General features: G+C 37.2%; 22 protein-coding genes. 13 read left to right on the top strand and 9 right to left on the bottom strand.

The features are described 5' to 3' along the window. Positions 1-6: 6 nt before the first annotated feature. The gene (nrfH, locus tag ELS83_RS10575; RefSeq protein ID WP_171595543.1) at positions 7-606 is read right to left on the bottom strand and encodes a cytochrome c nitrite reductase small subunit; all 600 of its coding nucleotides are present in this window, start codon (positions 604-606) and stop codon (positions 7-9) included. 30 nt (positions 607-636) lie between these two features. Next, on the bottom strand, positions 637-1,896 hold the full coding sequence (locus ELS83_RS10570; protein ID WP_171595542.1) for an alginate export family protein: 1,260 nt from the start codon (positions 1,894-1,896) through the stop codon (positions 637-639). Between the two features lie 498 nt (positions 1,897-2,394). Between ELS83_RS10570 and ELS83_RS10565 the strand changes: the two genes are divergently transcribed. Together ELS83_RS10565 and ELS83_RS10560 are read left to right on the top strand one after the other, a co-directional pair. Further along, complete coding sequence (locus ELS83_RS10565) at positions 2,395-5,460, top strand: cytochrome c biogenesis protein (RefSeq protein WP_171595541.1); 3,066 nt, start codon at positions 2,395-2,397, stop codon at positions 5,458-5,460. A 140-nt stretch (positions 5,461-5,600) separates the two neighbouring features. Further along, entirely contained in the window at positions 5,601-7,013 is a 1,413-nt protein-coding gene (locus ELS83_RS10560) for a sensor histidine kinase (RefSeq protein ID WP_171595540.1), read from the top strand. Positions 7,014-7,086: 73 nt separating this feature from the next. Here ELS83_RS10560 and ELS83_RS22065 read toward each other — a convergent pair whose 3' ends face one another. The 6 genes from ELS83_RS22065 to ELS83_RS10530 all read right to left on the bottom strand — a co-directional run bounded on the left by ELS83_RS22065 (position 7,087) and on the right by ELS83_RS10530 (position 13,281). Continuing rightward, complete coding sequence (locus ELS83_RS22065; protein WP_216616482.1) at positions 7,087-7,929, bottom strand: FKBP-type peptidyl-prolyl cis-trans isomerase; 843 nt, start codon at positions 7,927-7,929, stop codon at positions 7,087-7,089. Between the two features lie 147 nt (positions 7,930-8,076). Continuing rightward, a complete protein-coding gene (locus ELS83_RS10550) occupies positions 8,077-8,895 on the bottom strand; it encodes a hypothetical protein (RefSeq protein ID WP_171595539.1) in 819 nt (272 codons plus the stop codon). A 308-nt stretch (positions 8,896-9,203) separates the two neighbouring features. After that, a complete protein-coding gene (locus ELS83_RS10545) occupies positions 9,204-10,172 on the bottom strand; it encodes an energy transducer TonB (RefSeq protein ID WP_171595538.1) in 969 nt (322 codons plus the stop codon). A 62-nt stretch (positions 10,173-10,234) separates the two neighbouring features. After that, positions 10,235-10,834, bottom strand: a complete 600-nt coding sequence (locus ELS83_RS10540; RefSeq protein ID WP_171595537.1) for an RDD family protein — start codon at positions 10,832-10,834, stop codon at positions 10,235-10,237. Positions 10,835-10,898: 64 nt separating this feature from the next. Next, on the bottom strand, positions 10,899-11,756 hold the full coding sequence (locus tag ELS83_RS10535; RefSeq protein WP_171595536.1) for a ChaN family lipoprotein: 858 nt from the start codon (positions 11,754-11,756) through the stop codon (positions 10,899-10,901). A gap of 85 nt (positions 11,757-11,841) precedes the next feature. Continuing rightward, positions 11,842-13,281, bottom strand: a complete 1,440-nt coding sequence (locus tag ELS83_RS10530) for a sodium:solute symporter (RefSeq protein ID WP_171595535.1) — start codon at positions 13,279-13,281, stop codon at positions 11,842-11,844. Between the two features lie 107 nt (positions 13,282-13,388). On the opposite strand from ELS83_RS10530, the gene recR reads away from it, so the two are divergent. The 4 genes from recR (at position 13,389) to ELS83_RS10510 (ending at position 19,461) form a co-directional block, all read left to right on the top strand. Continuing rightward, the gene (recR, locus tag ELS83_RS10525; RefSeq protein ID WP_171595534.1) at positions 13,389-14,009 is read left to right on the top strand and encodes a recombination mediator RecR; all 621 of its coding nucleotides are present in this window, start codon (positions 13,389-13,391) and stop codon (positions 14,007-14,009) included. 208 nt (positions 14,010-14,217) lie between these two features. Further along, positions 14,218-15,543, top strand: coding sequence for a dihydrolipoamide acetyltransferase family protein (locus ELS83_RS10520; protein ID WP_171595533.1), 1,326 nt, complete (start codon positions 14,218-14,220; stop codon positions 15,541-15,543). A gap of 326 nt (positions 15,544-15,869) precedes the next feature. Beyond that, the gene (locus tag ELS83_RS10515) at positions 15,870-18,929 is read left to right on the top strand and encodes a PD40 domain-containing protein (protein ID WP_171595532.1); all 3,060 of its coding nucleotides are present in this window, start codon (positions 15,870-15,872) and stop codon (positions 18,927-18,929) included. A gap of 1 nt (position 18,930) precedes the next feature. Then, positions 18,931-19,461, top strand: a complete 531-nt coding sequence (locus tag ELS83_RS10510; protein ID WP_171595531.1) for a GNAT family N-acetyltransferase — start codon at positions 18,931-18,933, stop codon at positions 19,459-19,461. 1 nt (position 19,462) lies between these two features. On the opposite strand, the gene ELS83_RS10505 is transcribed toward ELS83_RS10510, so the two are convergent. Continuing rightward, positions 19,463-19,921: a type I restriction enzyme HsdR N-terminal domain-containing protein gene (locus tag ELS83_RS10505; protein WP_171595530.1), complete on the bottom strand. Its 459-nt coding sequence runs from the start codon at positions 19,919-19,921 to the stop codon at positions 19,463-19,465. A 60-nt stretch (positions 19,922-19,981) separates the two neighbouring features. Here ELS83_RS10505 and ELS83_RS10500 point away from each other — a divergent pair, with 60 nt between their 5' ends. The 7 genes from ELS83_RS10500 to ELS83_RS10470 are packed head-to-tail and all read left to right on the top strand — an operon-like array spanning position 19,982 to position 26,644. Beyond that, positions 19,982-20,752 (top strand): AMP nucleosidase, encoded by a 771-nt coding sequence (locus tag ELS83_RS10500; protein WP_171595529.1) that lies wholly within the window; start codon positions 19,982-19,984, stop codon positions 20,750-20,752. 9 nt (positions 20,753-20,761) lie between these two features. After that, positions 20,762-21,763 (top strand): DNA polymerase III subunit delta, encoded by a 1,002-nt coding sequence (gene holA, locus ELS83_RS10495; protein ID WP_171595528.1) that lies wholly within the window; start codon positions 20,762-20,764, stop codon positions 21,761-21,763. A gap of 36 nt (positions 21,764-21,799) precedes the next feature. Then, on the top strand, positions 21,800-22,483 hold the full coding sequence (locus ELS83_RS10490; protein ID WP_171595527.1) for a T9SS type B sorting domain-containing protein: 684 nt from the start codon (positions 21,800-21,802) through the stop codon (positions 22,481-22,483). 2 nt (positions 22,484-22,485) lie between these two features. Then, positions 22,486-23,439, top strand: a complete 954-nt coding sequence (locus ELS83_RS10485) for a PorP/SprF family type IX secretion system membrane protein (RefSeq protein ID WP_171595526.1) — start codon at positions 22,486-22,488, stop codon at positions 23,437-23,439. A 5-nt stretch (positions 23,440-23,444) separates the two neighbouring features. After that, entirely contained in the window at positions 23,445-25,526 is a 2,082-nt protein-coding gene (locus ELS83_RS10480) for an OmpA family protein (RefSeq protein ID WP_171595525.1), read from the top strand. 11 nt (positions 25,527-25,537) lie between these two features. After that, entirely contained in the window at positions 25,538-26,143 is a 606-nt protein-coding gene (locus ELS83_RS10475) for a rhomboid family intramembrane serine protease (protein ID WP_171595524.1), read from the top strand. Between the two features lie 3 nt (positions 26,144-26,146). Further along, the gene (locus ELS83_RS10470; RefSeq protein WP_171595523.1) at positions 26,147-26,644 is read left to right on the top strand and encodes a D-glycero-alpha-D-manno-heptose-1,7-bisphosphate 7-phosphatase; all 498 of its coding nucleotides are present in this window, start codon (positions 26,147-26,149) and stop codon (positions 26,642-26,644) included. Position 26,645 lies beyond the last annotated feature (1 nt).

The following is a 26,645-nucleotide window of genomic DNA, read 5'->3' as shown; positions in this document are numbered from 1 at the left end:
TAAGTTTTATTCGTTTTCTAATTCTGATTCTTTCATGTATTCTTTTAACCAGTCTGGTACCGGACTTTCTGGAAGTGGAACTCTGGCGTTTGGAACGCTTGATAAACTGTTCACTCTTCCGTGTGGAACCTCGCGGTGGCATTCCCAACATACTCTATCCTGAGTATTGTGAGCGTGATTTGGCACTTTAGTTGCCAGTTTCGGATCAGTCAGCTGCTGACTGTGACATCGGATGCAGTTGTTATGAACTACTTCCTTACCCTCATCGAGTATAAAAATTACCTCTGGTTCCATTCTTAACGCAAACATACTTGCGTGGCGTAAACCGTCTTTAGCTTTAAAAAAGTACTTGTTAAAGACGTTATTGTGTGGAACGTGGCAATCGTTACACGTGGCAACTTCGCGATGCGAGCTGTGATTCCATGTAGCGTACTGTGGAGCCATCACATGGCAGTTCACACAGGTCTCAGGAGCATCGGACAAATAAGATGCAGCTTTAGATAAGTAAAGCACATAGCACCCTAATCCGAAGAATATCCCAAGCGTCACATAAACCGGAAGCTTCCATTTTGGAGGTGGTGTTAAAAATTTTAATAGTCTTACCATTAGCAAAAGTTTTGATGTATGGAGTTTGCCTTATTTTTTCAAGAAGTTTGGTTTGAATACAAGCATTACCCAACCCCAGTTCTGAGTTTCGTCCTTGTCACCACCTTTTAATGCTTCCATAGAATCGGTAGCAAACATGTGCGAGTAACCAGCTTTAATCAAAACATTCTTTGAGTATTTGTATCCTACTGATAAATCAACCTCAGTACCTAAGTATTTATCTTGTTTTTCAGGACCTAAATAAAGATCAGCAGCTGTTGAGAACAAGTGGATTGCTGTTGCAAAAGACCATTGTCCTTTAGAGTGGTTCAATCCACCATAAATATCTGTCAAACCAACATTACCAACATGGTTTCCAACGTAGAAATAATCCATATGACCATTAAACTTGTGGTTTGTACCAAATAAAGGAGTAAATGAGTTGTTATCTTCCAATTCTGTATCGTCGGTTCCCGAAAGCATTTCAATACCAATATTACCTTTCCAGTTTGCAGCAACAGGGAATTTCATACCTAAGTTAAACATGTAAGCGCTCAAATCAGTGTTTGAAGCATCTTTACCCGACTGTGCATATAATGAACCAGTGAAAGATATTTTACCAGGACGATAGTTCATGTGCGTACCAAAAGTCTGGCTGTATCTTGTATCACGATCAACAGCATCGGTAGGGTCAGCATCTCTTTCCTGTCCAACATTCATGAATAACAAACTGAAATCAAATTTTTCTGATTTTCTGTTATACCATGCAAATTGCATACTCTTATAGTTAGTTGTATACAATTGTCTTGATAAGAATTCAGCGTCGTTATTTACTGCAAAACCTACATGGAATTTACCTTTTTCATCTGTCTTGAATTTTAACAATGCCAGGTCGTGGCTTCTTGCTTGTTGCGCCCAACCCACATTACCTAAAATTCTTGAATCATCGTATACCAATTCCTGGCGACCTACTTTTAATGTGAAGTTTTCGTTGAAGATAATCTCTCCCCATGCTTCATGAAGCATTAACTGATTCTTATCAGAAAGATTCAATTGCTTTACATCACCCCATGTACGAACATCCTGAACTGATAATCCTACGCGGAACTTTTCATCGGCATATCCTAGGTTTAAACGAGTACGTTGAGATGTTGCGAATGCAGCATCATCTGAAGAATTAAACAGTGTTTTTAAACCATGACGATACTCTGTTCTAGGTCTAATTTCTCCGGTAAATGTTAGCTGAGCCATAAGTACAGATGGCACTAGTCCTAAAAACAGGACTAAAAAAAGGCGAAATAGTTTTTTCATAGTTTGGTTAGATTTTAAATTAAAAATCTGTTTTTCAATTCTATAATTAAGTGATAACGTTACAATACTAACCGAATTATTGAATTATTTCAAGATTAAGGGATTATTTAAATTTATTATATTTAAATTTTAATACCTTTTTATCTGTTTCTATACTTGGTTTTCAATCAATTCATATCGATGAAATAAAATATGTCGAAAATGCAATTTGTTTTTAATCTTAATAAGAATACGGTTTGAACTCTTCATTTTTAATTTTTTAAGCGCAAATCCAACTTCTGAATTTCACAAATACTTAGCACTCCCCTCGATTTCATCTAACATGCAATAAGTTACATTTTTCTTTTGACATAAAACAATGAATTTTCCGTATCTGAACCGAGATGCATCGATTTTGAATTTATAAAGAAAAGCGTATCTTGAACTCCAATTTATACCAACTAACATTCTACACCTAACTTCAAGTACTCGCGTACTTGTTAAAATATAATGAATCAGATGAAGAAACTTTTGAATTTTCTATTCTCTATGCAAATGATGGGAGTACTCATTATTCTGTTTGCATTTTCAATTGGTACAGCAACATTTATCGAAAATGACTTTGGCACCCCGGCAGCTCGTGCTCTGGTTTATGATGCCCGCTGGTTCGAAATTTTACTACTGCTGCTCACTATGAATTTGATTGCCAATATTTTCAGATACAAACTGTACAAAAGAGAAAAGTGGTCCATCTTCCTGTTCCATGCTTCTTTTATTGTAATTATTGTTGGGGCTGGTTTTACCCGTTACGTTGGCTACGAAGGAAATATGCACATTCGTGAAGGACAAGCAACCAATAAGATTACCACAATGGAATCATTTATTGATGTGAAGCTTGAAAAGAATGGTAAAATATCCGGAGTAAGTGAAAAGATTAGCCTTTCGACTGTAAAGGCCGATGATTTTGAAGAGCGTGTTTCGATTGAAGGAAGTGAAGTGGATATTAAATTAAAGACTTTTATCCCTAATGCTCAAACTAGCCTTGTTCAGGATATGAATGGTGCTCCTGTAATTGAAATGGTAGCGGTAGGCAGCGGAGGAATGGCTGGCATGAAAAATTTCACGCTGGAATACAACTCACATCAGATGGTTGAAAACAACCTCTTGGCCTTTGGAAGTAATCCGCATCCCAATGCAATTGTATTAGAATATACCGATAGCTTGCGCATGATGAGCCCGATGCCAATGCAAGAGCTGAGCATGATGGGTGGCGATGCGATTCCGATGGAGGCAAAACAGTGGCACCTGGTTTCTCCGCGCAAATTATATGATGTAGGTGGTACCAAGCTGGTGATTAAAAATTTCTATCCCGCGGCAAAATTCAAGTATGTACAAGGACAGGATAAAAATGCTCCTACCCTTTTGGTTTTTGATGTAAAAAATGGAAATCAGAAGAAAGAGCTAATTGTAAAAGGGAAAAAAGATTACCTGGGTCAACCTGAGATTAGCAGTGTTGGAGACGTAAATGTTTCTATTGCCTATGGATCTAAAATTATTGAACTTCCATTTTCTTTAAAACTGAACGATTTCCAATTGGAAAGATATCCTGGCTCTAACAGTCCGTCCTCTTTTGCAAGCGAAGTTACTCTTATCGATGAATCAAAAGGAATTGAAAAAGATTACCGAATTTACATGAACAACATATTAAACCATGAAGGATACAGGTTCTTCCAGGCATCGTATGATACCGATGAGTTGGGAACTGTTCTTTCTGTGAATCATGATCGAGTGGGCATGACCATTACCTATTTTGGATATTTCTTACTGATTTTAGGAATGGCTTGGTCGTTGATTAATCCATACAGCAGATTCAAAATATTAGGACGTCAATCACGAAAAGTAAAAACTTTGGCTATCCTGGCCTTTGTGATGGCTGGTAGTTCTTTAGGTGCAAATGCACAGGAATTAAAAGTTGTACCATTGGAACAAGCCAGAAGTTTTGGCGAAATCATGATTCAGGATAATGGAGGACGATTTGAGCCTATTAATACTTTGGCAAGTGAAGTGGTGAGAAAGGTAACCAAGAAGGGTAAATTTAAAGGTTATCCTGCCGAGCAGATTTTCCTGAGTATGGTGAGTAATCCCCAGCAATGGCAAACTGTTGATATGATTAAGGTTGGCAATTCTGATCTGGCAAAAGAAATCGGAATTAGCGGAAAGTATGCTTCATTTAGGGATTTTGTGAATGAAATGGGCCAGTACAAACTGAGCAAAAAGGTTCAGGATGCCTACTCAAAAAAACCAGCTCATCGCTCAAAATACGATAAGGAAATTATGGCTGTTGATGAAAGAATCAACATTACCTATATGGTGTTTACCGGGGAGTTTTTAAAGATTTTTCCAAACCCAAATGATAAAATGGGAGCCTGGTATAATCCAACATCAGAAGTAAATGCGGCTAAAGATGATTCTTTATTCATTAAAAAATCGGTAGTGATGCTGAGCCAGGCTTTGAATGCTGGCGATAGTAAAATGGCAGAGACCTATATTGAAGGAATAAAAACATATCAGAAGAAATTCGGAAGTGAAGTAATGCCTTCGGAGGCCAAGCAAAAAGTGGAGATTTTGTACAACAACATCAATATTTTTAAGCGATTGTTCCCTTATTACCTACTTATTGGATTCTTCTTGCTGATTTTTCTTGTTACGCACATTTTACGCCCTAAATTTCCAATTAAATGGGTTGTTGGCGGTGCAATGATCATTTTAGGAATTGGATTTCTTCTGCATACAGGTGGATTAGCAGCACGTTGGTACATAGCCGGTCGCGCACCATGGAGTAATGGATTCGAAACCATGACATTTATTGCATGGGGATGCTTGTTGGCAGGATTTATGTTTGCGAAAAAATCGAAACTTGCACTGGCTGCAACGGCTGTACTGGCAGGTATGTTTTTATTTGTAGCTCACCTAAGCTGGATGAATCCTGAAGTAACCAACCTGGTTCCGGTATTGAAATCTTATTGGCTAACCATTCATGTTGCCATTATTACATCGAGCTATGCATTCTTAGCACTGGGCGCCATTTTGGGATTAATTAACCTAAGTTTGTATATTCTGCAGGATCAGAAAAACAAAGCCGTTATTGCCGAAAACATTCTGGATTTGAGCAGAATTAGTGAAATGACCATGACCATTGGTTTGTATTTTTTAACCATCGGAACTTTCCTGGGTGGTATTTGGGCAAACGAATCGTGGGGACGTTATTGGGGTTGGGATCCAAAAGAAACCTGGGCTTTAGTTAGCATTTTGGTGTACAGCTTTGTTTTACACATGCGTTTTATTCCTGGTTTAAAATCGATTTACGCCTTTAATATTGCTTCGATATGGTCGTACAGTGCCATTTTGATGACCTATTTTGGAGTGAACTATTACCTTGCCGGATTACATTCTTATGCCAAAGGGGATCCTGTTCCAATACCAACATGGGTATATTACACGGTAGCAATACTATTTGCACTTAGTATTTTGGCATACTTTAATTATAAGAAATACAATTATGAGCCCGAAACAGAAGAGGCTTAACAACATCATCAGATATAAAGAGGCGTACAAAAATACGTCTCTTTTTATTTTTTCTAGTATGGATAAATCGCAGAGTACATCAACTTAACTTTTTCAGCTAAGACTCGTACTCTTAGAATGACTATTTAAAATATCACCCAATGAAAAATCGCTTTCAGATTCTTGTTTCATTTAGTGTCTTTTCACTTCTATTGGTAGGTTTCTTCTTCTATTCGGTTTGGGTAGAAAAAATTGTTTACAACAATTTAAAAAAGCAAGCCCTTGAAGATAATCTTACAATCGGCGAATCGATATTTGGGATGTTGGAAAAAGCAGGAGTCAATGCGAGTAATCCTGCGCTCTTCATCCGAACGGTTCAGGAAACCTGTGATGTAATGAAATTACCCAATGATGGTTACCTGTGCATGGTAGATTCAACTGGGAACCTTTTGGCCGCTCCCGGCTTTAAAGGCGACCGAAAAATTAGTCTGACTGCGGCAAGTTTTAGCACCTCTGACAGAAGTAGAAAATTAGACTTCCACGAGTTTTACAAACAGAGTCCTTTTAATGGATATTACGAGTACGAGGAGATTGATTACTCAGATATCATTGTGGGGATGAAACATCAATTTACCGGATACAAACTGCTGGTGCATCAAAATGCAAAATTAATAAAAGAACAGGCCAAAAGTAAATCGATGCCTTTGTTTTGGGTAGGACTCGGCTTTGCCCTGGTTTTATCCATTATGGCTTATTACATTATCCATCAACAAGTAAAGCGTTACCAGTTAAAAATATACGATCAGAATATAGCGCTCACACAAATTAATCGGGAGATTAAAGACAAAAACAAAGTTTTAAGGAAAAAGAACGAACAACTTGAAGATTTGGCCGAAGAAAAAGACAGTTTGTTGGGGATTATGGCGCACGACCTGAAAAATCCGCTTGGCGGAATGGAAAGTGTTGTAGATTTGGTAGAAAGTGCCGGAGAATTAAATGAAGAGCAGGAAGAGTATTTCTCTTTATTGGAACAACAAGTTAAATCGGCCAGAAATCTTATTAGTGATGTTCTGGAAATGAATAGACTTGAAAATGACACCAGTGAATTGAGTAAAGACAGACTTGATTTAATCAGCTTTATTGAAAAGAAAAAGAACAATTTTAACACCCTTGCCAGCAAGAAAAATATAAAGCTAAATATCGATAGCAATGAAAAAGAGTTGATGCTCATAACTGGATTAAACGAACTGAATAGAATTGTGGATAACCTGCTATCGAATGCCATTAAATATTCGCCAATGGGTGAAACTGTAATCATTCAATTGGAAAAGAGTAATACTGAAATTACAATTCATTTTAAAGATAAAGGCAAAGGCATACAAGAGAAAGAAATGCCTAAACTTTTTAAGAAGTTTAGCAAACTCAGCGCCAGGCCTACTAACGAAGAATCGTCGTCGGGATTAGGTCTTTACATTGTGAAGATTTTGGCCGAGAGAATTAATGCGCAAATTGATGTTATCAGTAAACCAGAGCAGGGAAGTTGTTTCAGCCTGATCCTGCCAATCGGCGAGTAAATAATAGAAGAGTTACAGAAAACAAAAAAGACACATTCTCATGTGTCTTTTTGCTGAATATCATTTTTTACTTTTATTCGTTTATCGACTTCAAATCAATATCGAAAATTAATACCGAACCTCCTGGGATAGTGCTGTAATTATAACTTCCATAGGCAAGGTGTGCAGGAATAATCAGTTTACCATTACCGCCTACTTTAAAATAGGTAATGCCTTCTTTCCAGCCTTCAATTACCTCATCAAGGTTAAAAGCTACACCGCTGGCTCCACTTTCGTCGAATTTTGTTCCGTTTAAAAAGTACCCCGTGTATGCAACTGTTACATTTGAATCGGAGCTTGGTTGAGCCCCTGTTCCTTCAGTCTCGATAATATAGTACAATCCAGAATCTGTTTTGGTGGCATTTAAACCTTCCTTTTCAAGGTACTCTGTTATGTCTGCATCGTTTTTCTCTGCAATTTGTTCTGGCGACAAGGCACTTACTTCAAAAATCAAAACTGAACCTCCCGGTATTCCATTCAAATCATTGCTGCCATAACCCAAATGTGCAGGAATAAGCAAGGTAATTTTCCCACCTTCCTTGATATAAGTTAATCCTTCGGCAAATCCAGGTATCACTCCTTGCAAGTTAAAGGAAACAAAATCATCACCTGTTGTATCAAATTCATTTCCATTGGTTAAATATCCTTTGTAGCTCACCGTAACATCCGATGTTACATTTATTTCTTTGCCTGTTCCCTCTTCTTCTATCACGTAATACAAGCCCGATGCCGATTGGGTTGCGTTTAGGTTGTTATTTGCCACATAGGAGGCAATCTCCGCTTCATTTTCTTCCCTGTAATCCTTATTGCCATCGCTCGAAGTTGAACACGATGCAAGCATAAATGCCAACAACACGGCTAGTAAACTGTACTTCATTTTAATCGATTTTGTAGTTATAAGCCACAAATATAATGAAATACATGAGATGAAAAATGAAAAAAGCCTGTCGGCTATCTATAAGCGAACAGGCTTTCCAAATCTCATCCAAACTCATCAGTTGCTTCATTGGCAAACAGGATTGGTTTATTCCATATTCTGTAAAACATTCTCAAGCTTTACCTCTTTACAATCCGATGGAGGTAAAAAAGTAGATGGCGGAAGATTTTTCTCGATTAACTCTACCACCTCATCAACCACTTGACTGTTTCCATTAAAATGAATTGTCTTTAAAGGAATTCCTTTCTTCTGTAAATCCCAATACTGATCGTCATCTTCATAATCGGTAGAAACAATTCCCATGCGCATACTTTCGGCCAATTCTCTGAAAATTTCCGGGTTCCAATCTTTCTTCGAAATCATATTTTCGGCCAAAAAAACTTCTTCCATCTTTCTTCCGTCAGATTTTACAATGTATTTTCTGGCTGATCTTTTTAGGATAGACAGCACTTCACTGGTTCGAATGACTTCTACCTCAGGTTTCTTTGCTTTTGTTCCTTGCATTTTATTCAACATGGGATTATTAGCTCCGAACTGTTTCATCATTTCTCGTTGCTCGGGCGTAAGATTTTTCATGGCCTCCTCCATTTGAGCAGAATAATCGTTCATGGTCTTACCAAAGAATTCTTTCATTCTATTTTTGAAATCATCCATATTCCCTTTCCAGAATGTATTTTCTTTCGTATTGATAAAAGTGAGATCGCGAGTATTTCCATTCATAATAAAAATATGATCCTCATCAACCATTTTAAATACATTGTTTTGCAAATACATTTTGCTCCAACTAACATCGTACTGACTGGTTGTTTTGGATTTGATAATCCAACCTGCCGATAAAGGTTGATAACATACAAACACTAAAAATACTGCAAACAACAGAGCCCCAAATAAACTTTTGCGTTTCATTTTATTCGTTTTCAAGCATTAAAAAATACTATTGCTGTATACACCTTATCCGAAATTCTATTGTTCGATAAAGTTAAAGAGAGGTAATGTTTTGGGTAATCACAAAATTAGGCAATATGCTGCAGCAAGTCAAGATATGGGGACTTAGCTTTTGTTATACTGCAAAGTAAAAATAAGTGCTGCCTCGTTTGAGAATCAGGAAGGTTTGAATATTGTTTATCATTCCATCCCTTCACAAGCTAATCGCTACAAACTCTCACTGGCTATATTAAATGATCACTAGCATTAAGGTCGATAACAAAAAATAATTATCGAGAATGAAATGTAATGGGGAAATTAAACTTAAAATACCGCTCCTTATTATTGAATTCCGCTGGTTTTAGCGGAGGTAATTCTGATACCAACCTATGTACCTCATATTGCAAATATGGATCAGCCTCAGACGTCTTGACATACTTAATTTTACCATTTGGGGATATTATAAATTCAACATATACACGTCCTCCTGCTCCTATCATATTTGATTCTTGAGGATATCTCATATTCATTGTAACATGCATTAACCAATCTGCTTTTGCAGCTTCAAAATGCTTATAATACTTTACAGCATTATATATCGTATCGCCGGTTTCATTAATTATTTCACAGGTATAATCATTTTCTTCAATAACTCTTGAAGAATAACTCCTAACGATATTTTTGGGAAGAGTTCTTTGTTTCTTTCTCGCAATATATTTATAGTAATTAAGAAAATTCTTTTTAGCCCCTTCATGTAGGTAGAAGATGGCTTTCATATCTTCGAAGAAACCAATTGTATCTTTTAATTTCAACCTATTAATCCCTTTAAGTAATACGTTGTCTACAAAAGGGTACTGATTTACAGATAACATCAATAATGAATCAGCATGTTCATAATTTTCCTTTCTATATTCTATTAATCCTAGTTTATACGATTTATAGGCTTCCTCATTGTGTATTATGCAATTCTTTTTGTATTGATTAATTGCCTCCTTATCCGAACGATCCATGAGAACTTTGATATCATCGCAATGACCTATTGTATCTTTTAAATAAAGTCGAACAGCTCCTCTGTTAAAATAAGCATCATAATCTACCCCTTCACCCTTCTCAATAGATAAGGTATATAAAGAATCAGCTAAATTATACTTCCCTTTAATTTGCATTTTAACACCCTTCTTAAAATATCTTATATTACTCTGTCCATTAGCTGATATAAACAAAAAAGAAAAAAACAGACTGACTAGCAATGTTCTCATAAAATAAGTAAAGTGATTAATGTTTATCAATACAAATTCGGGTTGTTTATAGATGGCTAATCTTATTCTTCGAGATCCTTCACAACCATGGTGCTGGACAATCGATCGTGAAAACCATTTTTGGTAAACAGGTAAGATATTCTATCGAATGGAATTAGGCGACAAAACGTACGAGCGATGATATCGGCTACTTCGGGTACGGTACCATCCATTTTTACCACTTTGGTTTTCATTAACATTTTGCCCAAAGTTTTCTGGGTTTTTGACTCTAAAATGATATAATATAAAAAAGCATAAAGCAGAAGAGTAAATGGCATTACAGCCTCAAAAAGCTTTGGGTCTGAATTTTCAAGCATAATTCCACCAAAAAGAGCAAACAATACGATATATGTAAAGAAAATCACGATCCAATCAACAATCATGTGCACAAATCGGACCCACGATTTTACTTTAAGACCATCCAATTCTTCGTTTTCAATCTTTTTTTCACGAATCACTTCTTTAGTTGCCTCCACTTCATCAGCACTTACCTCTCGTTTTGCCAATTCTTTTTCGGCTGCCACCACAGCTTCGGGCTGATAATCCAATCGAAGTTCGGTAGTAATTTTAATGAGTTCCTCATTACTTCGCTCCGACATTACATCGCTAAATTCGTTTGTCATTTTCTGGTTTTATATCTGATTTTAAAATGTTTTTTTTCTAATCGCTTTGGCAGTATAAATTGGATTAATAGGTCTTGGTCATATCATCTCTAACCACAATGTAGTAGCTATTCTTGCCTTTTAATTCTGGATTTATTTTACGGATTTTCTCTGCAGTAGCGGTATAAATGGTCACAATCTTCAAATCGGGTTTAGCTTGTTTCAAATACCACACAATTCCTTCATAATTGTCGGAATGGTAGGCACCATTATAATGCAGAAACTGTTGGCCTCTTTCCCAATTTTCCAATATAAAATGAGCCATTGTAGCATCTTTTATGGCTTGTGCTTTTGGGAAATTATCCAATTTCTTTGAACTCATATGCATGCCCATTTTTTTCATTGCCTTGTATCCTGGCAATTCGGCATCGTATTTTACCGGAAGTGGCGCAAGCCAGGTTTTTTCCTCGGTGCTTAATTCTTCAAGGGCTTCAAAACCTCCCTTAAATACTTTCGATGCATATCTTCGAGGAATATTACTTGCTACAAAGTTCAGTTGATTCTCTTTGGCAAAATCGACCAATGGCTTGTAATCGGTTTTATAATTGGGCCATAAACGAGTGGTATCCATAAAGCTCTCCTCATCCATTTCACCACGCAGATATTTACTTACAAATTCCTGGTTATCGGCCTCGAACATTTCTGCACCCAATATCAGCTTCTCTCCTTTCAGTGCATGCAAATCTTTAGTAAGCTGCAATTCCAACCAATGCGAAATGGGGTTATTATGCAATTCTCCAAACAAAACAATATCAGCATCGGCAATTTGCTTTACCATTTTCTGATATTTAATAGGCTTCCCATTCTCTTTAAACAATCGATAGGCTGGATTACCATTACTAAAAGCCATTAAAATAAAGGCCAGAAAAACAAGTCTTTTCATGAGTCAGATTTTTTGAAATGCAATCTAAGATATCGAAAAATCTTCAATTGTCATGAAATGCCAAAACTTTTACAAAATATTAATTCTATTGCTTTTTTCGAATGAATAGTAAGCCCAGAAAAGTAAGTGCACCATTAATCATCAGCAGTTCAAATCCAATGCTAATGCCAAACCAATCCATTGCATTATCTTTTAAAATGTAACTGATAAGCGGAGAAAGAATGGCAATAATTGGAACCAGTTTGTCCTTCACCTTGAATTTTGTGAATAATCCGAAGGCATAAAGTCCTAAAAGCGGACCATAAGTATAACCTGCCACCGTAAAAATGGCTGCAATCACAGAATCATCATTTATGGCCCTAAAAATCATGATTACAACCAGTAATAGCGCAGAAAACAGCAGATGCGACTGGCGTCGTAAACTTTTTGTTTTTGACTCGTCGCTTTCATCGGCTCCTAAAATATCAACAGTAAATGATGTAGTAAGTGATGTTAGGGCCGAATCTGCACTAGAGTATGCCGCAGCCATTAATCCCACAAGGAAAAACAAACTTACCACCGGCCCCAGGTATTGAGTGGCCAATAGCGGAAATAAATCATCACCACGTTCTGGAATTGCAATGCCTTCGTGCTGGGCAAAAATTAGTAATAATGCTCCTAAAACCAAAAAGAGAAGGTTAGCAGGAATAAATGCAAAGCCATACCAATACATGTTCTTTTTGGCCTCAGCCAGGTTTTTACAACTCAGGTTTTTCTGCATCATATCCTGGTCTAATCCGGTCATTACAATGGTGATAAAAGCTCCGGTAAAAAATTGCTTAAAGAAATTTTGTTTGCTCTGCCAATCATCAAAAACAAATACTTTAGAATACTCGCTTTCGCTGATCATGTTGGTTAATCCGGAAATATCCATGTTTAGTTTGTCCATAATAAGGAAGATGCTGACACCAACGGCCAAAAGCATAAACAGGGTCTGTAAGGTATCGGTCCACACAATGGTTTTAATTCCGCCCTTAAAGGTATAGAGCCATATCAGTAATATGGTAAGAACTACAGTTACCGCAAATGGTACTCCCCATGAATCGAAAACCGTAATTTGCAAAACATTTGCCATCAAAAAGAGTCTGAACGACGCTCCAATTGTTCGCGACAATAAGAAAAAAGATGCACCGGTTTTATAGGATGCCCTGCCAAATCGTCCATCGAGATAGGTGTAAATTGAGGTTAGATTTAATTTGTAGTACAAAGGCAAAAGAATATTCGCTACTACAATATATCCCAGCATGTAACCAAAAACCATTTGCATGTAGGTAAAGTCGATAGATTTTACCCATCCCGGAACAGAAATAAAGGTAACTCCCGATAGAGAAGCTCCCACCATTCCGAATGCAACTACATACCATGGCGACTGCTTGTTGCCAACAAAAAAGCCTTTGTTATCGGCCTTGCGACCTGTGAAATAAGAGATGATTAAAAGAAGGGCAAAATAGCCAATAACAACAGTGAGTATGGTAATTGGAGTCACAGTAGATAATTTTAGAATGATAGTCAAAAGTAATAAAAAACCTGTCAGGTTTCAGAATCCTGCTAGCTTTGATTATTTTTGAAGAGAACTTTTGAATTGATGATAAGATGAGCTACACCAACTTCCCCTCTAAACTATTGGAAAATGCAGTTGCCGAATTTTCGAAACTTCCGGGCATTGGAAGAAAAACGGCCTTGCGTTTGGTTTTGCACCTGCTAAATCAGCCCAAAGAGGATGTTCATAAATTTGGCTCTTCCATTACCCAATTGCGCGACGAAATCAAACATTGCTCTTCCTGCTACAATATTTCAGATACTGAAATTTGCGATATCTGTGCAAATCCAAAACGTGACCACGAAACCATTTGTGTGGTGGAAAGCATACGCGATGTCATGTCCATTGAGCGCACACAACAATACAATGGCATCTACCACGTTTTGGGAGGAATTATCTCTCCGATGGATGGTATCGGACCTAGCGATTTGCAAATTGATCCGCTGATAGTAAAAGCAAATGAAGGAAAAATGAAAGAGGTGATACTTGCCTTAAGCACAACAATGGAAGGCGACACCACAAATTTTTATCTCTACAAAAAGTTGAATAAATTCAATATCAATATCACAACCATTGCCCGTGGTGTATCCATTGGCGATGAGTTGGAATACACCGATGAAATTACGCTTGGAAGATCAATTTTACATCGTACCCCATTCGATCAGAATTTATAGATTTGCAACAGTTTTTAGCCTTAAGTTCTCTCTATCAGCATATCGATAAATTGTATGTTCGGATACGTTTGTCTTTTTCTCCATTTTTATTAAATTCGCATAGTATTTAGACTAAATAAACACAAATCAATTAAACACTATGCCCGATTTCTATGTAAATATTCATCGGGATTGCCTAACTTAATGGGTATCAAAAAAACAATCACACATGGCTAAAATTGAAATAATGATTCCGGCAATGGGGGAAGGAATCACCGAAGCAACCATTACGCAGTTTCTAAAAAAAGAGGGAGATTTTGTCGAAGAAGAAGAATCGATCGTCGAAATTGCCACCGATAAAGTGGATTCTGAAATTCCTGCACCACAAAACGGAAAAATTGCCAAACTTTTATTTGCCGAAGGCGATGTTGCCCAGGTAGGCGACGTTGTGGCCATTCTTATTCCGGAAGGCGAAGAGCTAAATGATGAAGAACTTAGCACGGCAAGTCCTGTTCAAGCAAAAACGGAAGAAAAAGTGATTGAATTGCCCAATGAGGTAGTAGCTATAGAAACAGAGGCGAAAATGACCAGTAAAACCGAAAATGGCTCGTTTATTTCTCCTTTGGTACGCAAAATAGCCCAGGAAGAAAATATTAGCCTTGAAGAGTTAAACCAGGTTCAAGGTTCTGGCGAAAACAACAGAATTACCAAAAAAGATATTCTTCAATTCATCGAAAATAAAACCTCACAAGCAAAAGTTGCTGAACCAATTGTGGCTCCTGTAAGTGCATCTCCTGCGCCAGCTCCAACATCAACTCCTGTTTCACATCAATCCTACAATGGTGAAAATGTGGAAATTATCGAGATGGACAGAATGAGAAAACTCATTGCGCAATACATGGTTCAATCGAAGCAGGTATCGCCACATGTTACCTCATTTATCGATGTTGATGTTACAGGCTTGGTACAGTGGAGAAACAAAGTGAAGAATGAATTTCTACAAAAAGAAGGGCAAAAATTAACTTTTACGCCAATCTTTGTTGAAGCGGTAAGCATGGCTTTGAAAGACTACCCAATGGTAAATGTATCGGTGGATGGTGACAAAATTATTCGCAAGAAATTTATCAATATTGGAATGGCAACTGCCCTACCTAGTGGAAATTTAATTGTTCCGGTTATTAAAGGAGCCGACGAGAAGAATCTTGTTGGAATTACCAAGCAGGTAAATGACCTGGCCGATCGTGCCCGTGCAAACAAACTACAGCCCGATGAAATTCAGGGCAGCACCTTTACCATTACAAACCTGGGTGCATTTGGTAGCACAACGGGTACTCCAATTATAAATCAACCAGAGGTTGCGATACTAGCTGTTGGCGCCATTAAAAAGAAACCGGCAGTAATTGAAACCCCTCAGGGCGATACCATTGGAATCAGAAATATCATGGTTCTTTCCCTATCTTACGACCATAGAGTTGTAGATGGTGCTTTAGGTGGTATGTTCCTGAAAAGAGTGGCCGAATACCTGGAAAACTTCGATACAGAAAGAAAAATATAATTAAGTTTGATTCAAATATAGAAGCCGAAGGAAATTATTCTTCGGCTTTTTTTGTGTTTTATAAAAAGTTATGCACAAAAAATGTTACATTTTTATTTATTTTGTCTATTTATTAAGATTTATATAATTACATTTAATCATACGGAAAATTAAACTGATAGGAAAGCAGATTTTATCAACAATTCACTGTTTTTTATCAGATTCTCTGGTAATATTTGACTTAGAAAAGTTATATTTAGTTATTGTTAATTAGTTTAAAACATATAAAACCCTCTACAGGCCCAAAATTTAAATTAAAATTGTCTTCTGCCACCAAGACAGTTTTAATGGTCATACTCTCTATTTACATAGGGATCTGTAGTCCGTACTCTCTTAACGCCAGCCCAAAAAAGCAAAAAATTAAAGATCGACGCAAGTATCAAATTGCCGAGAAATTTCTTGCCAACGGTAATTACTCCAAGGCTGCAGGCATTTACAAAGAATTATTAGAACAGGCTTCTCGCAATGCCGATTTGAATTTTAAATTGGGCTTATGCTACCTGAATATTGTCTCGGAAAAAGATAAATCGGTTGGTTTATTGGAAAAATCGATTCAATACACAAGTTCAAAGAACAATGTGCCAATGGATGTGTACTACAATTTGGCAAAGGCATACCACACCAATTATCAGTTTAGGGAAGCTTTAAAGGTTTACAAAGATTTACTGCAAATTATCTCGCCTCAGAACACGGCTTTTCGCAACGAAATTCAGCGCGAAATTAAGATGTGCAAAAATGGATTAGATCTGGTGAAAAATCCGGTAAACATCTCTATCATCAACCTGGGAAATAAAATCAATACCGAATACGCCGAACACAGTCCGGGAGTAACCGCCGATGAAAGTACCATGGTATTTACATCGCGTAGAAATGGAACTGGCAGTAAGCTGGATATTGATGGACAGTACTTTGAAGACATTTACATTTCGAATAAGGTAAACGGAATATGGACCGAACCTAAAGGAATTTCCAAGCTAAATACCATTGATCACGATGCCTCGATATCCATATCGGCTGATGGGCAGGAATTGTACATTTACAAGGCAGGATTCTTGAGCAGAAAAGAATCGGAAGGTGGAGATATCTACGTAAGTAAATTACAAGGAAACGAATGGTCGGAACCTAAAAAATTAGGGCCTAGCATCAATTCCAAAAGCAAAGAGAGTCATATTTCCATTTCGGCCGATGGAAGAACCATTTATTTCTCAAGCGATCGCCCGGGAGGATATGGTGGAATGGATGTATATACGGTAAGCAAACTCCCTAACGGAAAATGGGGAAAAGCCAAAAATCTGGGTCCGGCAATTAATACCGAATACAACGACGATGCTCCTTTTATCCACCCCGATGGAAAGACTTTGTATTTTAGTTCGGCAGGACATAAAACAATGGGTGGGCTTGATATTTTTAAAAGTATCAATATTAAAGGTCGCTGGACAACTCCTGTAAACATTGGATATCCGATTAACTCGACAGATGATGATATTTACTACACTCCTACTCCTGATGGGAAAAGAGCTTATTTTGCTTCGTACAGAACGGGTAGTGTGGGTAGAACTGATATTTTCCTGATTAAAACCCCTGATGCCGATCAGGTTGGATTGTTTGTACTAAAAGGAAAAATTGTAACCACCAGCGGTGAACCGGTTGGAGGAGCCAAAATAACGGTGAGCAGAAATGGTAAAACCATTGGTATTTATACCCCTAACACGGCAAGTGGTAAATTCCTGTTCATTATCGATGCAGGAAAAAAATACGATATCGAAATTGTGGCTGAAGGCTTTAGAACTTTGAGAACAATTCTGAACATTCCACCTGAGTTTGCCAACAAGGAAAATCACAGTATCATTACCTTGTTGCCACTTACTCTTCGTACAAAAGATGAGCCTGATTATCCTCAAAGCATTGATTTAATCGATTTTGAAGAAAGTAAACTGAATCAAGTTGGCAGTTTGGAAGGAACGAAAGATTCAATTCCTGGTGACAAAAAATTTGAAGAACCGGTTCTTCCTGAAACTCCTGTAAAAGAAGTTCAGAAAGACAGCACAATCAGTGCAGTTGATTCTAAAGCTACAGGCGAACTTAATCAAAGTAATAATGCGGGTAATTTAAAGGACAGCAATGCAGTTAGAAAAGACATTCCACCTGCCAAAACAACAGGCGATTCGCAGATTACACTTCCACCGAAGAATGTAGTTACACCTAAGGTATTGCCTAAAGTTAGTGTTCCCGATAAGGTAACAGAACTGGCGAAGGTAGATAAAGCCATTCAAAAAGAGATGGAGAAAAAGCCTGTTGTCAAAGAAGATCAAACTGCTCAGAAAGAATCTACTCTGAAAGGGAAATCTTCGGATGTTCGGGCCATTGAATCTGGCGATCTTGCTTTTACCCTGGATTTAGGAAACTTCAATTCTCCACGCCCTGAATTGTTTGAAGAATTGGATGGAGTGATTGAAACCAAAGGCCCTGATAACAAATATCGATACACTTACGGTAAATTTAAGGACTATACTGAAGCTAGCAAGGCACAAAAGGTTATTGCCAAGAAAGGCTTTAAGTCGCCAACTATAAAGATTTTATCGAATGATAAACTGATAAAAGAGAAAACTGGTGGAGAAATTTATTACACCATCCAGATCATGGCGCTTAAGATCCCGATAGAAGAAGAATTCTTCGATAATCTGGACAATGTGAAAGTATTTGTAGGAGAAGATGGTTTAACACGATTCACATACCGAAAATTCAAATCGTTCGATGAAGCGGTTAAAGTAATGAACCAACTCATCAGAATGGGTTATTGGGATGCTTTCATCAGAACAGTGATTCATGATGAACTCTTGTATTCTGGTTTAAAGTACTCGGGAAGTTCAAGCTATACCATTCAGGTAATGGCACTTCGTTACCCTAAACCACTAAGCTACTTTAAAGATTTAGGAGATGTGAGTGTGTTTGTTGACCAAACTGGCTTATATCGATACACTTACGGCTCGTACAAAACCAAAAACGAAGCCATTAGAAATTTAGGAACAGTTCTTAAAAATGGTTATTGGGATTCATTTGTGCGAAAATCCTTACGAGGAGAGCGTTTGCCTTCGAATGAAAGCATGGAAAAAGAGAACTACTACACCATCCAGGTAATGGCTTTAAAAAATGCGCGCCCATTAAACTATTTCGACAATTTGGGAAAAGATAACCTGAGTCTGCACAATGGGAAAGATGGTTTATCGAGGTATACCTACCAAAAATTCTCAAACCAGGCACAGGCAAAAAGTCGCCTTTCTACGGTAATTAAAAAGGGATATCTTGATGCCTTTACAAGAGAAATTAAATGGTATAACGAACACTAAAATGCAAATTCTCGAAAATAACAATATTCGTCTGAGAGCTCTGGAACCTTCCGATTTAAATCTTCTTTACAGATGGGAAAACGACTCTTCTATTTGGGAGGTTAGCCATACTTTAAAACCATTTTCCTTGTTTGTTTTAAAACAATACCTGGAAACCAGTCACCTCGATATTTTTGAAAGCAAACAGTTGCGCCTGGTGATCGAAAGAAAGGAAGATGATGAAGCTGTTGGATTGATCGATCTTTTTGATTTTGATCCTTTTCATCAGCATGCAGGAATCGGAATTTCCATTAACAATAGAGAGCATCAGAAAAAAGGATATGCAAACGAGGCGCTCGAAACTCTATGCGATTACGCATTTTCGGTTTTACAAGTTCATCAATTGTACTGCAATATTACTTCGAAAAATGAAGCGAGCATGAAGCTTTTTCAAAACCAGGGTTTCGAAATTGCAGGGTTAAAAAAAGAATGGATCAAAACACCAACAGGTTGGCTTGATGAATATTTATTGCAAAAAATAAATAATCGGTAAACTACAAATCTTTAATGCTTTGGTATTGGGGAATATCTTCTAAAAATGTAAAACTTTTCTTTTCGTAGTCCATAAAACAGCAAAAGTGCCTTAGCCCGTTGGTTACCACCAAAAAAGGCACTCTTAATTTCATGTTATAGCGTGCAATCTGATTGAATACATCCTGGGTAATTTTAATTTTACTTGCCTTGCATTCCACAATCATCACAGGATTTGCCTTGCCATTGTATAAAACGATATCGCTGCGTTGAGGCAAGAGATTTACATCAACCTTCTTTTCAACCGCAATTAATGAAGCCGGATATCCCTTTTCTTCTACCAAAAAACGAATAAAATTCTGCCTTACCCACTCTTCGGGAGTTAATACAACATACTTCTTTCGGATACTGTCGAAAATTAGTTTTCTTTGCAGATCAGATTTTATTTTGAAAGAATAAGTTGGTAAATTTAAATTTTCCATAAAAAAGCTGTTGATCGGCTAAAGTTACAAGATTATTCCTTATAAAACCGCTACACATTTATGAAGACCAAAGAAGAAATTGTAAAAAACTGGCTAACAAGATATACTGGCCGGGAACTTTCTGATTTTACACCATACATTTTGCTAACCAATTTCAACCATTATGTAGAACTATTTGCAGAATGGCACAATTGCGAAATTTTAGGTGAGGACAAAGCAATGCCTAATGCATCGGCAGATGGAATAACAATTATCAACTTTGGAATGGGAAGTCCGAATGCTGCAACAATTCTTGATTTATTAAGCGCCATTAAACCCAAAGGTGTACTCTTCCTGGGTAAATGTGGTGGATTAAAAAGAAAAAATAAATTAGGAGATTTAATCCTTCCTATTGCAGCCATTCGAAGCGAAGGTACATCGAATGATTACCTTCCTCCAGAAGTGCCTGCATTGCCTGCATATTCGCTTCAAATGGCAGTATCGCAGGTCATATCAGATCGAAATAAAGATTATTATACCGGAACAGTATTCACCACCAATAAACGAGTTTGGGAATACGACGAACGCTTTAAAAAATACCTGACCAAAACAAGGGCAATGGCTATTGATATGGAAACTGCTACAATTTTCACAGTTGGATTCTACAATGAAATTCCTGTTGGTGCTTTGCTTTTGGTATCAGATCAACCAATGATTTCGGAAGGTGTTAAAACTGATAAAAGTGATGCCCTGGTTACCGATAGCTATGTGAATCAGCATCTGCAAGTTGGAATTGAAGCCTTAAAAGAAATTATGCACAATCGCCAATCGGTGAAACACCTTAGATTTTAAGATTACAGAATGACTTACGAAGAAATATTTAAAGGGCTAAAAAAGAAAGAATATGCTCCTGTCTATTTTTTAATGGGCGAAGAGAGTTTCTTTATCGATAAAATCACCGATTATATTATCGAAAATGCATTGCCCGAACACGAAAGAGATTTTAATCAGACCATTCTGTATGGTAAGGATACCGATATTGGTACAATAGTTACCACTGCCAGACGATTTCCAATGATGGCCGAAAAACAAGTTGTTGTGGTTCGTGAAGCACAAAATATTAAGAACATCGATCAGCTGTCTTCCTATGTAAAAAGTCCATTACAGTCTACCATTTTGGTGATCAATTACAAATACAAATCACTGGATAAAAGAAAGGCATTTACCAAAGAAGTAGCACAGAATGGTATTTTGTTCGAATCGAAAAAAATATACGATAACCAAATTCCGGATTGGATTAAAAAGTATGCTGCAAACTTAAAATATAAGATTGATAACAAAGCTGCATTCCTTCTGGCAGAGTTTTTAGGCAACGATTTGGGGAAAATTACCAATGCCCTGGAAAAGTTAACCATAAATATTACCAACAGTGATATTATAACGCCCGAAGACATTGAGAAAAACATCGGAATATCAAAAGATTACAACAATTTCGAGCTCCAGAATGCATTAGGTAAAAAAGACGTATTAAAGGCCAATCAAATCATAAGCTATTTCGCTACCAACGAAAAAAATCATCCTATCGTTGTAACCATTGCCCTGTTACACTCGTATTTCTCCAAAGTTTTAAAGTATTATTTCTTAAAAAATAAAACGAACGAAAAAGCTGTTGCTTCGAGTTTGCGAATCAATCCTTATTTCGTCAAAGATTATAAACTTGCATCGAGAAATTATAACCCCAAGAAATTGGTGTCGATAATTGAATTGTTGCGGGAATATGATTTAAGATCGAAAGGATTTGGTGATGCAGGAACGAAACAAGGAGACCTTTTAAAAGAGTTAATTTTTAAAATTCTCCATTAGCATCAGCGTTTACTTAAATTTACGCAAGACCCTAATATGAGAGGAATTTTACCCATTCGACTACTACTAACTGGACTAATTCTCTGTACAGGATTATTGTGCATGGGACAAACAGGTCAGCCACCTGTTGCAAAAAACGACACTGTTTCGGTTACGAACCAGAGTTCGGCAAGCGAGGTGGTTTACATCGAAATTGATTTTCTGAAAAACGATAGCTTTTCATCATCCGATGAAATTGAAAAAGCCATACTTCGCCAGACTGATCAATTTGGTAAAGCTTATTTGATTGAGGATAATACGCTCATGGTTTACTATCCGTATGAAATGAGCTACGGAACAGATACAATCTATTATGAAATATGCGATCAGGCAAATCGTTGTAGCAAGGCACTAATCCTTGTGAACGTTCTTGATCCAAATCAGGTTGAACTATTTATACCTTCGTCATTCTCGCCGAATAACGACAATATTAACGACAAATTTTACATTAAGGGTATTGAGAATTATCCGGAAAACGAGTTTATTGTTTTCTCGCGTTGGGGCACCAAAGTTTTCGAAAAGAAAAACTACAACAACCAGGATGCCTGGGATGGCAGCTACAACAATGCAGGAGTAAAACTCGGTCCGGGAGATAAACTGCCCAAAGGAACTTATTTCTTTAAGCTAATTATTAAAGATAAGGAGTATGTAAAAAGTGGTTATATTGTAGTTAAATATTGAGAATGAATCAACTTTACAAAATTGCCATATCAATTGCATTTCTGTTATTACCCATACTACAGGTAAGGGCTCAGGAAGACATCCGATTTTCCAACTATTCTTACAATCGCTTATTTTATAACCCAGCTTATGCCGGAAGTACAGGTTTTATGGAAGCCGTTTTGGCCTATCGAAACCAATGGGTAGATATAGAAGGCTCGCCGGAAACAGCTGTTCTGTCGGTTCAGGCTCCTGTTAACTTTAGTAAATTTGGTTTGGGTGCAGTGGTGTATAACAATCGTTTTGGAATACAAAAAGACAATGCAGTTTTTTTGAACTATGCCTACCATTTACAAGTGAGTTTTGAAGGCGTATTATCTATGGGAATACAAGCTGGTGTTGTCAATAAGCAGATCAATTGGACAGATTTAACCACTTACGATCCAAACTTTCCATCGCCGGATGATCCTGCATTTCCCGATCAGGATATTTCAACATGGGTTCCCAATTTTGGGATCGGTTTTTATTACTACACCCCAAAGTATTACATTGGATTATCGACTCCCAGGTTACTTTCGAACGATCAGCCTGCAACAGAAGGGTTTTCTGATAACATGAAATTCAAGTTGAAGAATACTGTTTTTTATTTGGGTGGTGGTGTTAATTTCCCGATTGGTCAAGAACTAAAGTTTAAGCCTTCACTCTTGGTTATTAGCTCTTATTCGGGCGTAACTACAGCCATGACTAATTTTGAATTGGAACATGAAAGTGGCGTTTCGGCAGGCGTTGGATACAGAACAGATGATTCATGGGCAGGAATTCTTGGATACCAATTGAACCCGAAACTTAGGTTTTCATATTCTTATGAAAAATATTTCGGAATTTATGGATCAAAAGGCTATACAAATCACGAAATAATATTAAATTACAATTTATCATTACGAAAGAGCCGAATTACGTCACCTCGATATTTCTAAACACCATGAAGAGTAAAGCTGGAATAAATATTTTTCTTGTATTATTTCTAATAACATTAGGAAATATCAACCTGTATGCACAATCGCAATTGGTTCAGAAAGGAGAACGATATTTCAACAATAAAGAATTTGCACATGCCATAAATTACTTTGAAAAGTATCTGGAAAATAACAATGATATTGATATCCAAAGAAAGCTTTCCAAATGCTACGTGCAAACCCAGAAAGATACAGAGGCTCTTTATATCATGGAAAAACTGGTGAACGATCCTCGGGCAAAATCAGAAGATTTCCTGAACTATGCGCACCTTTTAAAAAGCATGAGGAATTACAATGAAGCAAAAGTTTGGTTCGAAAAATATGCCAAAATTAAGCCAGGAGATCAAGACATTCAAAACCTGATTCTTTCATGCAATTTAATCAATGAACTGGAGGATAAACAACAGTTTATTGCCAAAGCAGTGAGTATTAATTCTCCGCAATCCGATTTTGCTTCGGCACTTTATAAAGATGGCCTTGTTTTTGTCTCGGGCCGACATAACAAAACATCGAAACAGATCGATGGCCGCACAGGAGAACACTACCTGGATTTGTATTACACAGAACGTGTAGGTGATCGATTTGTAGAGGCAATCCCATTTAGCGAAATTTTCAATTCTAAATATCACGAAGGACCAGCTTGTTTTACACCCAATGAGCGATTCGTTTTTTTTACCAGAAATAAAGGGAACTTAAACCTGGAAGGAAAATCGGAATTGAACATCTACACTTCTCGATTCAACGGCAAATCTTGGGATAAACCTGAACTGTTTCTATTTTCAGGTCGTGCCTATTCAATTGGGCATCCTAGTATTTCTCCTGATGGCAGATCTCTGTATTTCATATCAAACATGAAAGGTGGATATGGAGGAACGGATATTTACGTGTGCCGAAAGCTAGGTTTTTCATGGAGCAAACCCATAAACCTGGGTCCAACAGTGAATACATCGGGTAACGAAATGTTTCCTTTTATTGGCAATGACAATTACCTGTATTTTGCTTCTGACGGACATATTGGCTTTGGAGGTTTAGACATTTTTAAAACTACATTTGAACAAAATCATTGGACTTTCCCAATCAACCTTGGCCCTCCTTTTAATTCTGAGAAGGATGATTTTGGCCTGATCTTTAAAAATTCCAAAGCAGAAGGCTATTTCTCTTCTAACCGGAGAGGAAACGATGATATTTTTTCCTTTGCTCAAAACCCTGACAAACTTAAATCTCTGCACGGGCGAATGGTAGATATGTATTCGAAAAAAAGCATTCCTGATGTAGATATAGTTTTAATGGATAACCTATCGAAAGAAAAGAGCGCTAAAAGCAGCGATAAAGGAATGTTTAAACTTGATATTTTCGAAGGAGGAAATTACAGCTTAATTGTAAGCAAACCAGGATATAAAACCAAGCGAATTTTGTATTTCGATCAGGAAGGATCTGCTCCAAAGCAATTGAATATCTCCATGGAAACCACTCCCTGGGTAAAGTTTAAAGGCATTGTAGTTGATCAGTACTCGGGCAGAGCTCTGGAGCAAGCTACCATCGAAATTATTAACCGCAGTTATAAAACCAATCGTTTTTGCGAAACCGATGATTATGGTGAATTTGTGCAAGACATCGATCCATCAAAATCTTACGATATCATAATCCGTCAGGGCGGATACTTTACCAAGGTGATTCAGAATTACAGATATCAAAACGAGCAGTTTGAACAAATCGAGTTGCAAAAATTCAATAAAAATGAAAACATGCAACTATTTGGGGTTGAATATGAAAAGAGCTCAGCAGAGCTTGAAAAAAATACAATTACAGAGCTCGATAACCTGGCAAATTTATTGCTTGTGAATCCGAATATCGCCATTCAGATAATTGGTTTTACCAACTTCGATAATGGCAAAAAAGAAAATAAGATTCTGAGTTTGGAAAGGGCCTCGCAAGCAGCTGAATATGTAATATCGAAAGGCATTACCAGCAACAGAGTAGAATACAAACCCGGAGGTTACGATCCGGGTAAACCGGCTTTAACAGTAAAACTGTTGGAAGCATTTTAGCATCGAACAACATGACCATTATTATAATTGCAATCACAGTACTCGTTTCTTTGACAGCATTTCAGAACAACGATTTGCTGTACAAATATCAGTTCAACGCATATCAGATTACCAAAAGAAATCAGTGGTACAGAATTCTTACCTACGGTTTTTTACATGCCAATTGGGATCATTTGCTGGTAAATATGATTGTACTGTATTTTTTTGGCGATGCACTTGAATATTATTTCAGTTATAATTTTGGATCGGCAGGCGTAATCTATTTTATAGCCTTATATCTTAGTGCGATTGTATTTTCAACCCTTTACGATTTAAAGAAACACAAAGAGCACTACCATTATAATGCTGTGGGTGCCTCGGGCGCAACATCGGCTGTGGTTTTTGCTACCATATTTTTTGCACCTCTACAGCCCATTTACCTGTTTTTTGTAATTCCAATTCCGGGCATTCTTTTCGCTGCCGGATACCTCTACTATTCCTATTATATGGGAAAGAAAAATCTTGATAATATTGGTCATAGTGCACATTTCTCGGGTGCATTATTCGGATTTCTGTTTCCATTAATCATTAAACCCAAATTATTCTCCTTATTTTTGCAGCAGATTCTCAATTTTTAAAGCATGCAAAAAGCCATTTTTCTCGACCGCGATGGAGTCATCAATTCCGATGTAGGTCATTATTATATTTACCGGGTTGAAGATTTTGTTATCAATGAAGGAATTATTCCCTCTTTAAAAAAGTTTTCTGAAGCGGGTTACATGTTATTTATCGTAACCAACCAGGGAGGCGTAGCAAAAGGAATTTATACCGAGGATGATGTGAACAAAGTGCATGAGCACCTCTTATCAATTCTGCGAAAGGAAAATATAACGATTGAGAAAATCTACTTCTGTCCTCATCACGACAGTGTAGCAGCTTGCCAATGTCGGAAACCAAGTCCATACTTTATCAAAAAGGCCATAAAAGAGTACAATATCGATCCTGAAAAGTCGTTCATGATTGGCGATAGCCCTCGAGATAAACAATCGGCCGAAGCAGCTGGAATTACAGGAATAAAAGTGGATGCAAACGAAAATATCGAAGCATATTGCGATCAAATATTAAAAGGAGAATTATAGC

This window comes from Marinifilum caeruleilacunae (assembly GCF_013141825.1).
Lineage (GTDB): Bacteria > Bacteroidota > Bacteroidia > Bacteroidales > Marinifilaceae > Marinifilum > Marinifilum caeruleilacunae.
Note: the sequence above shows the minus strand (reverse complement) of the source record. Positions and strands in the feature narration are given on the sequence as shown.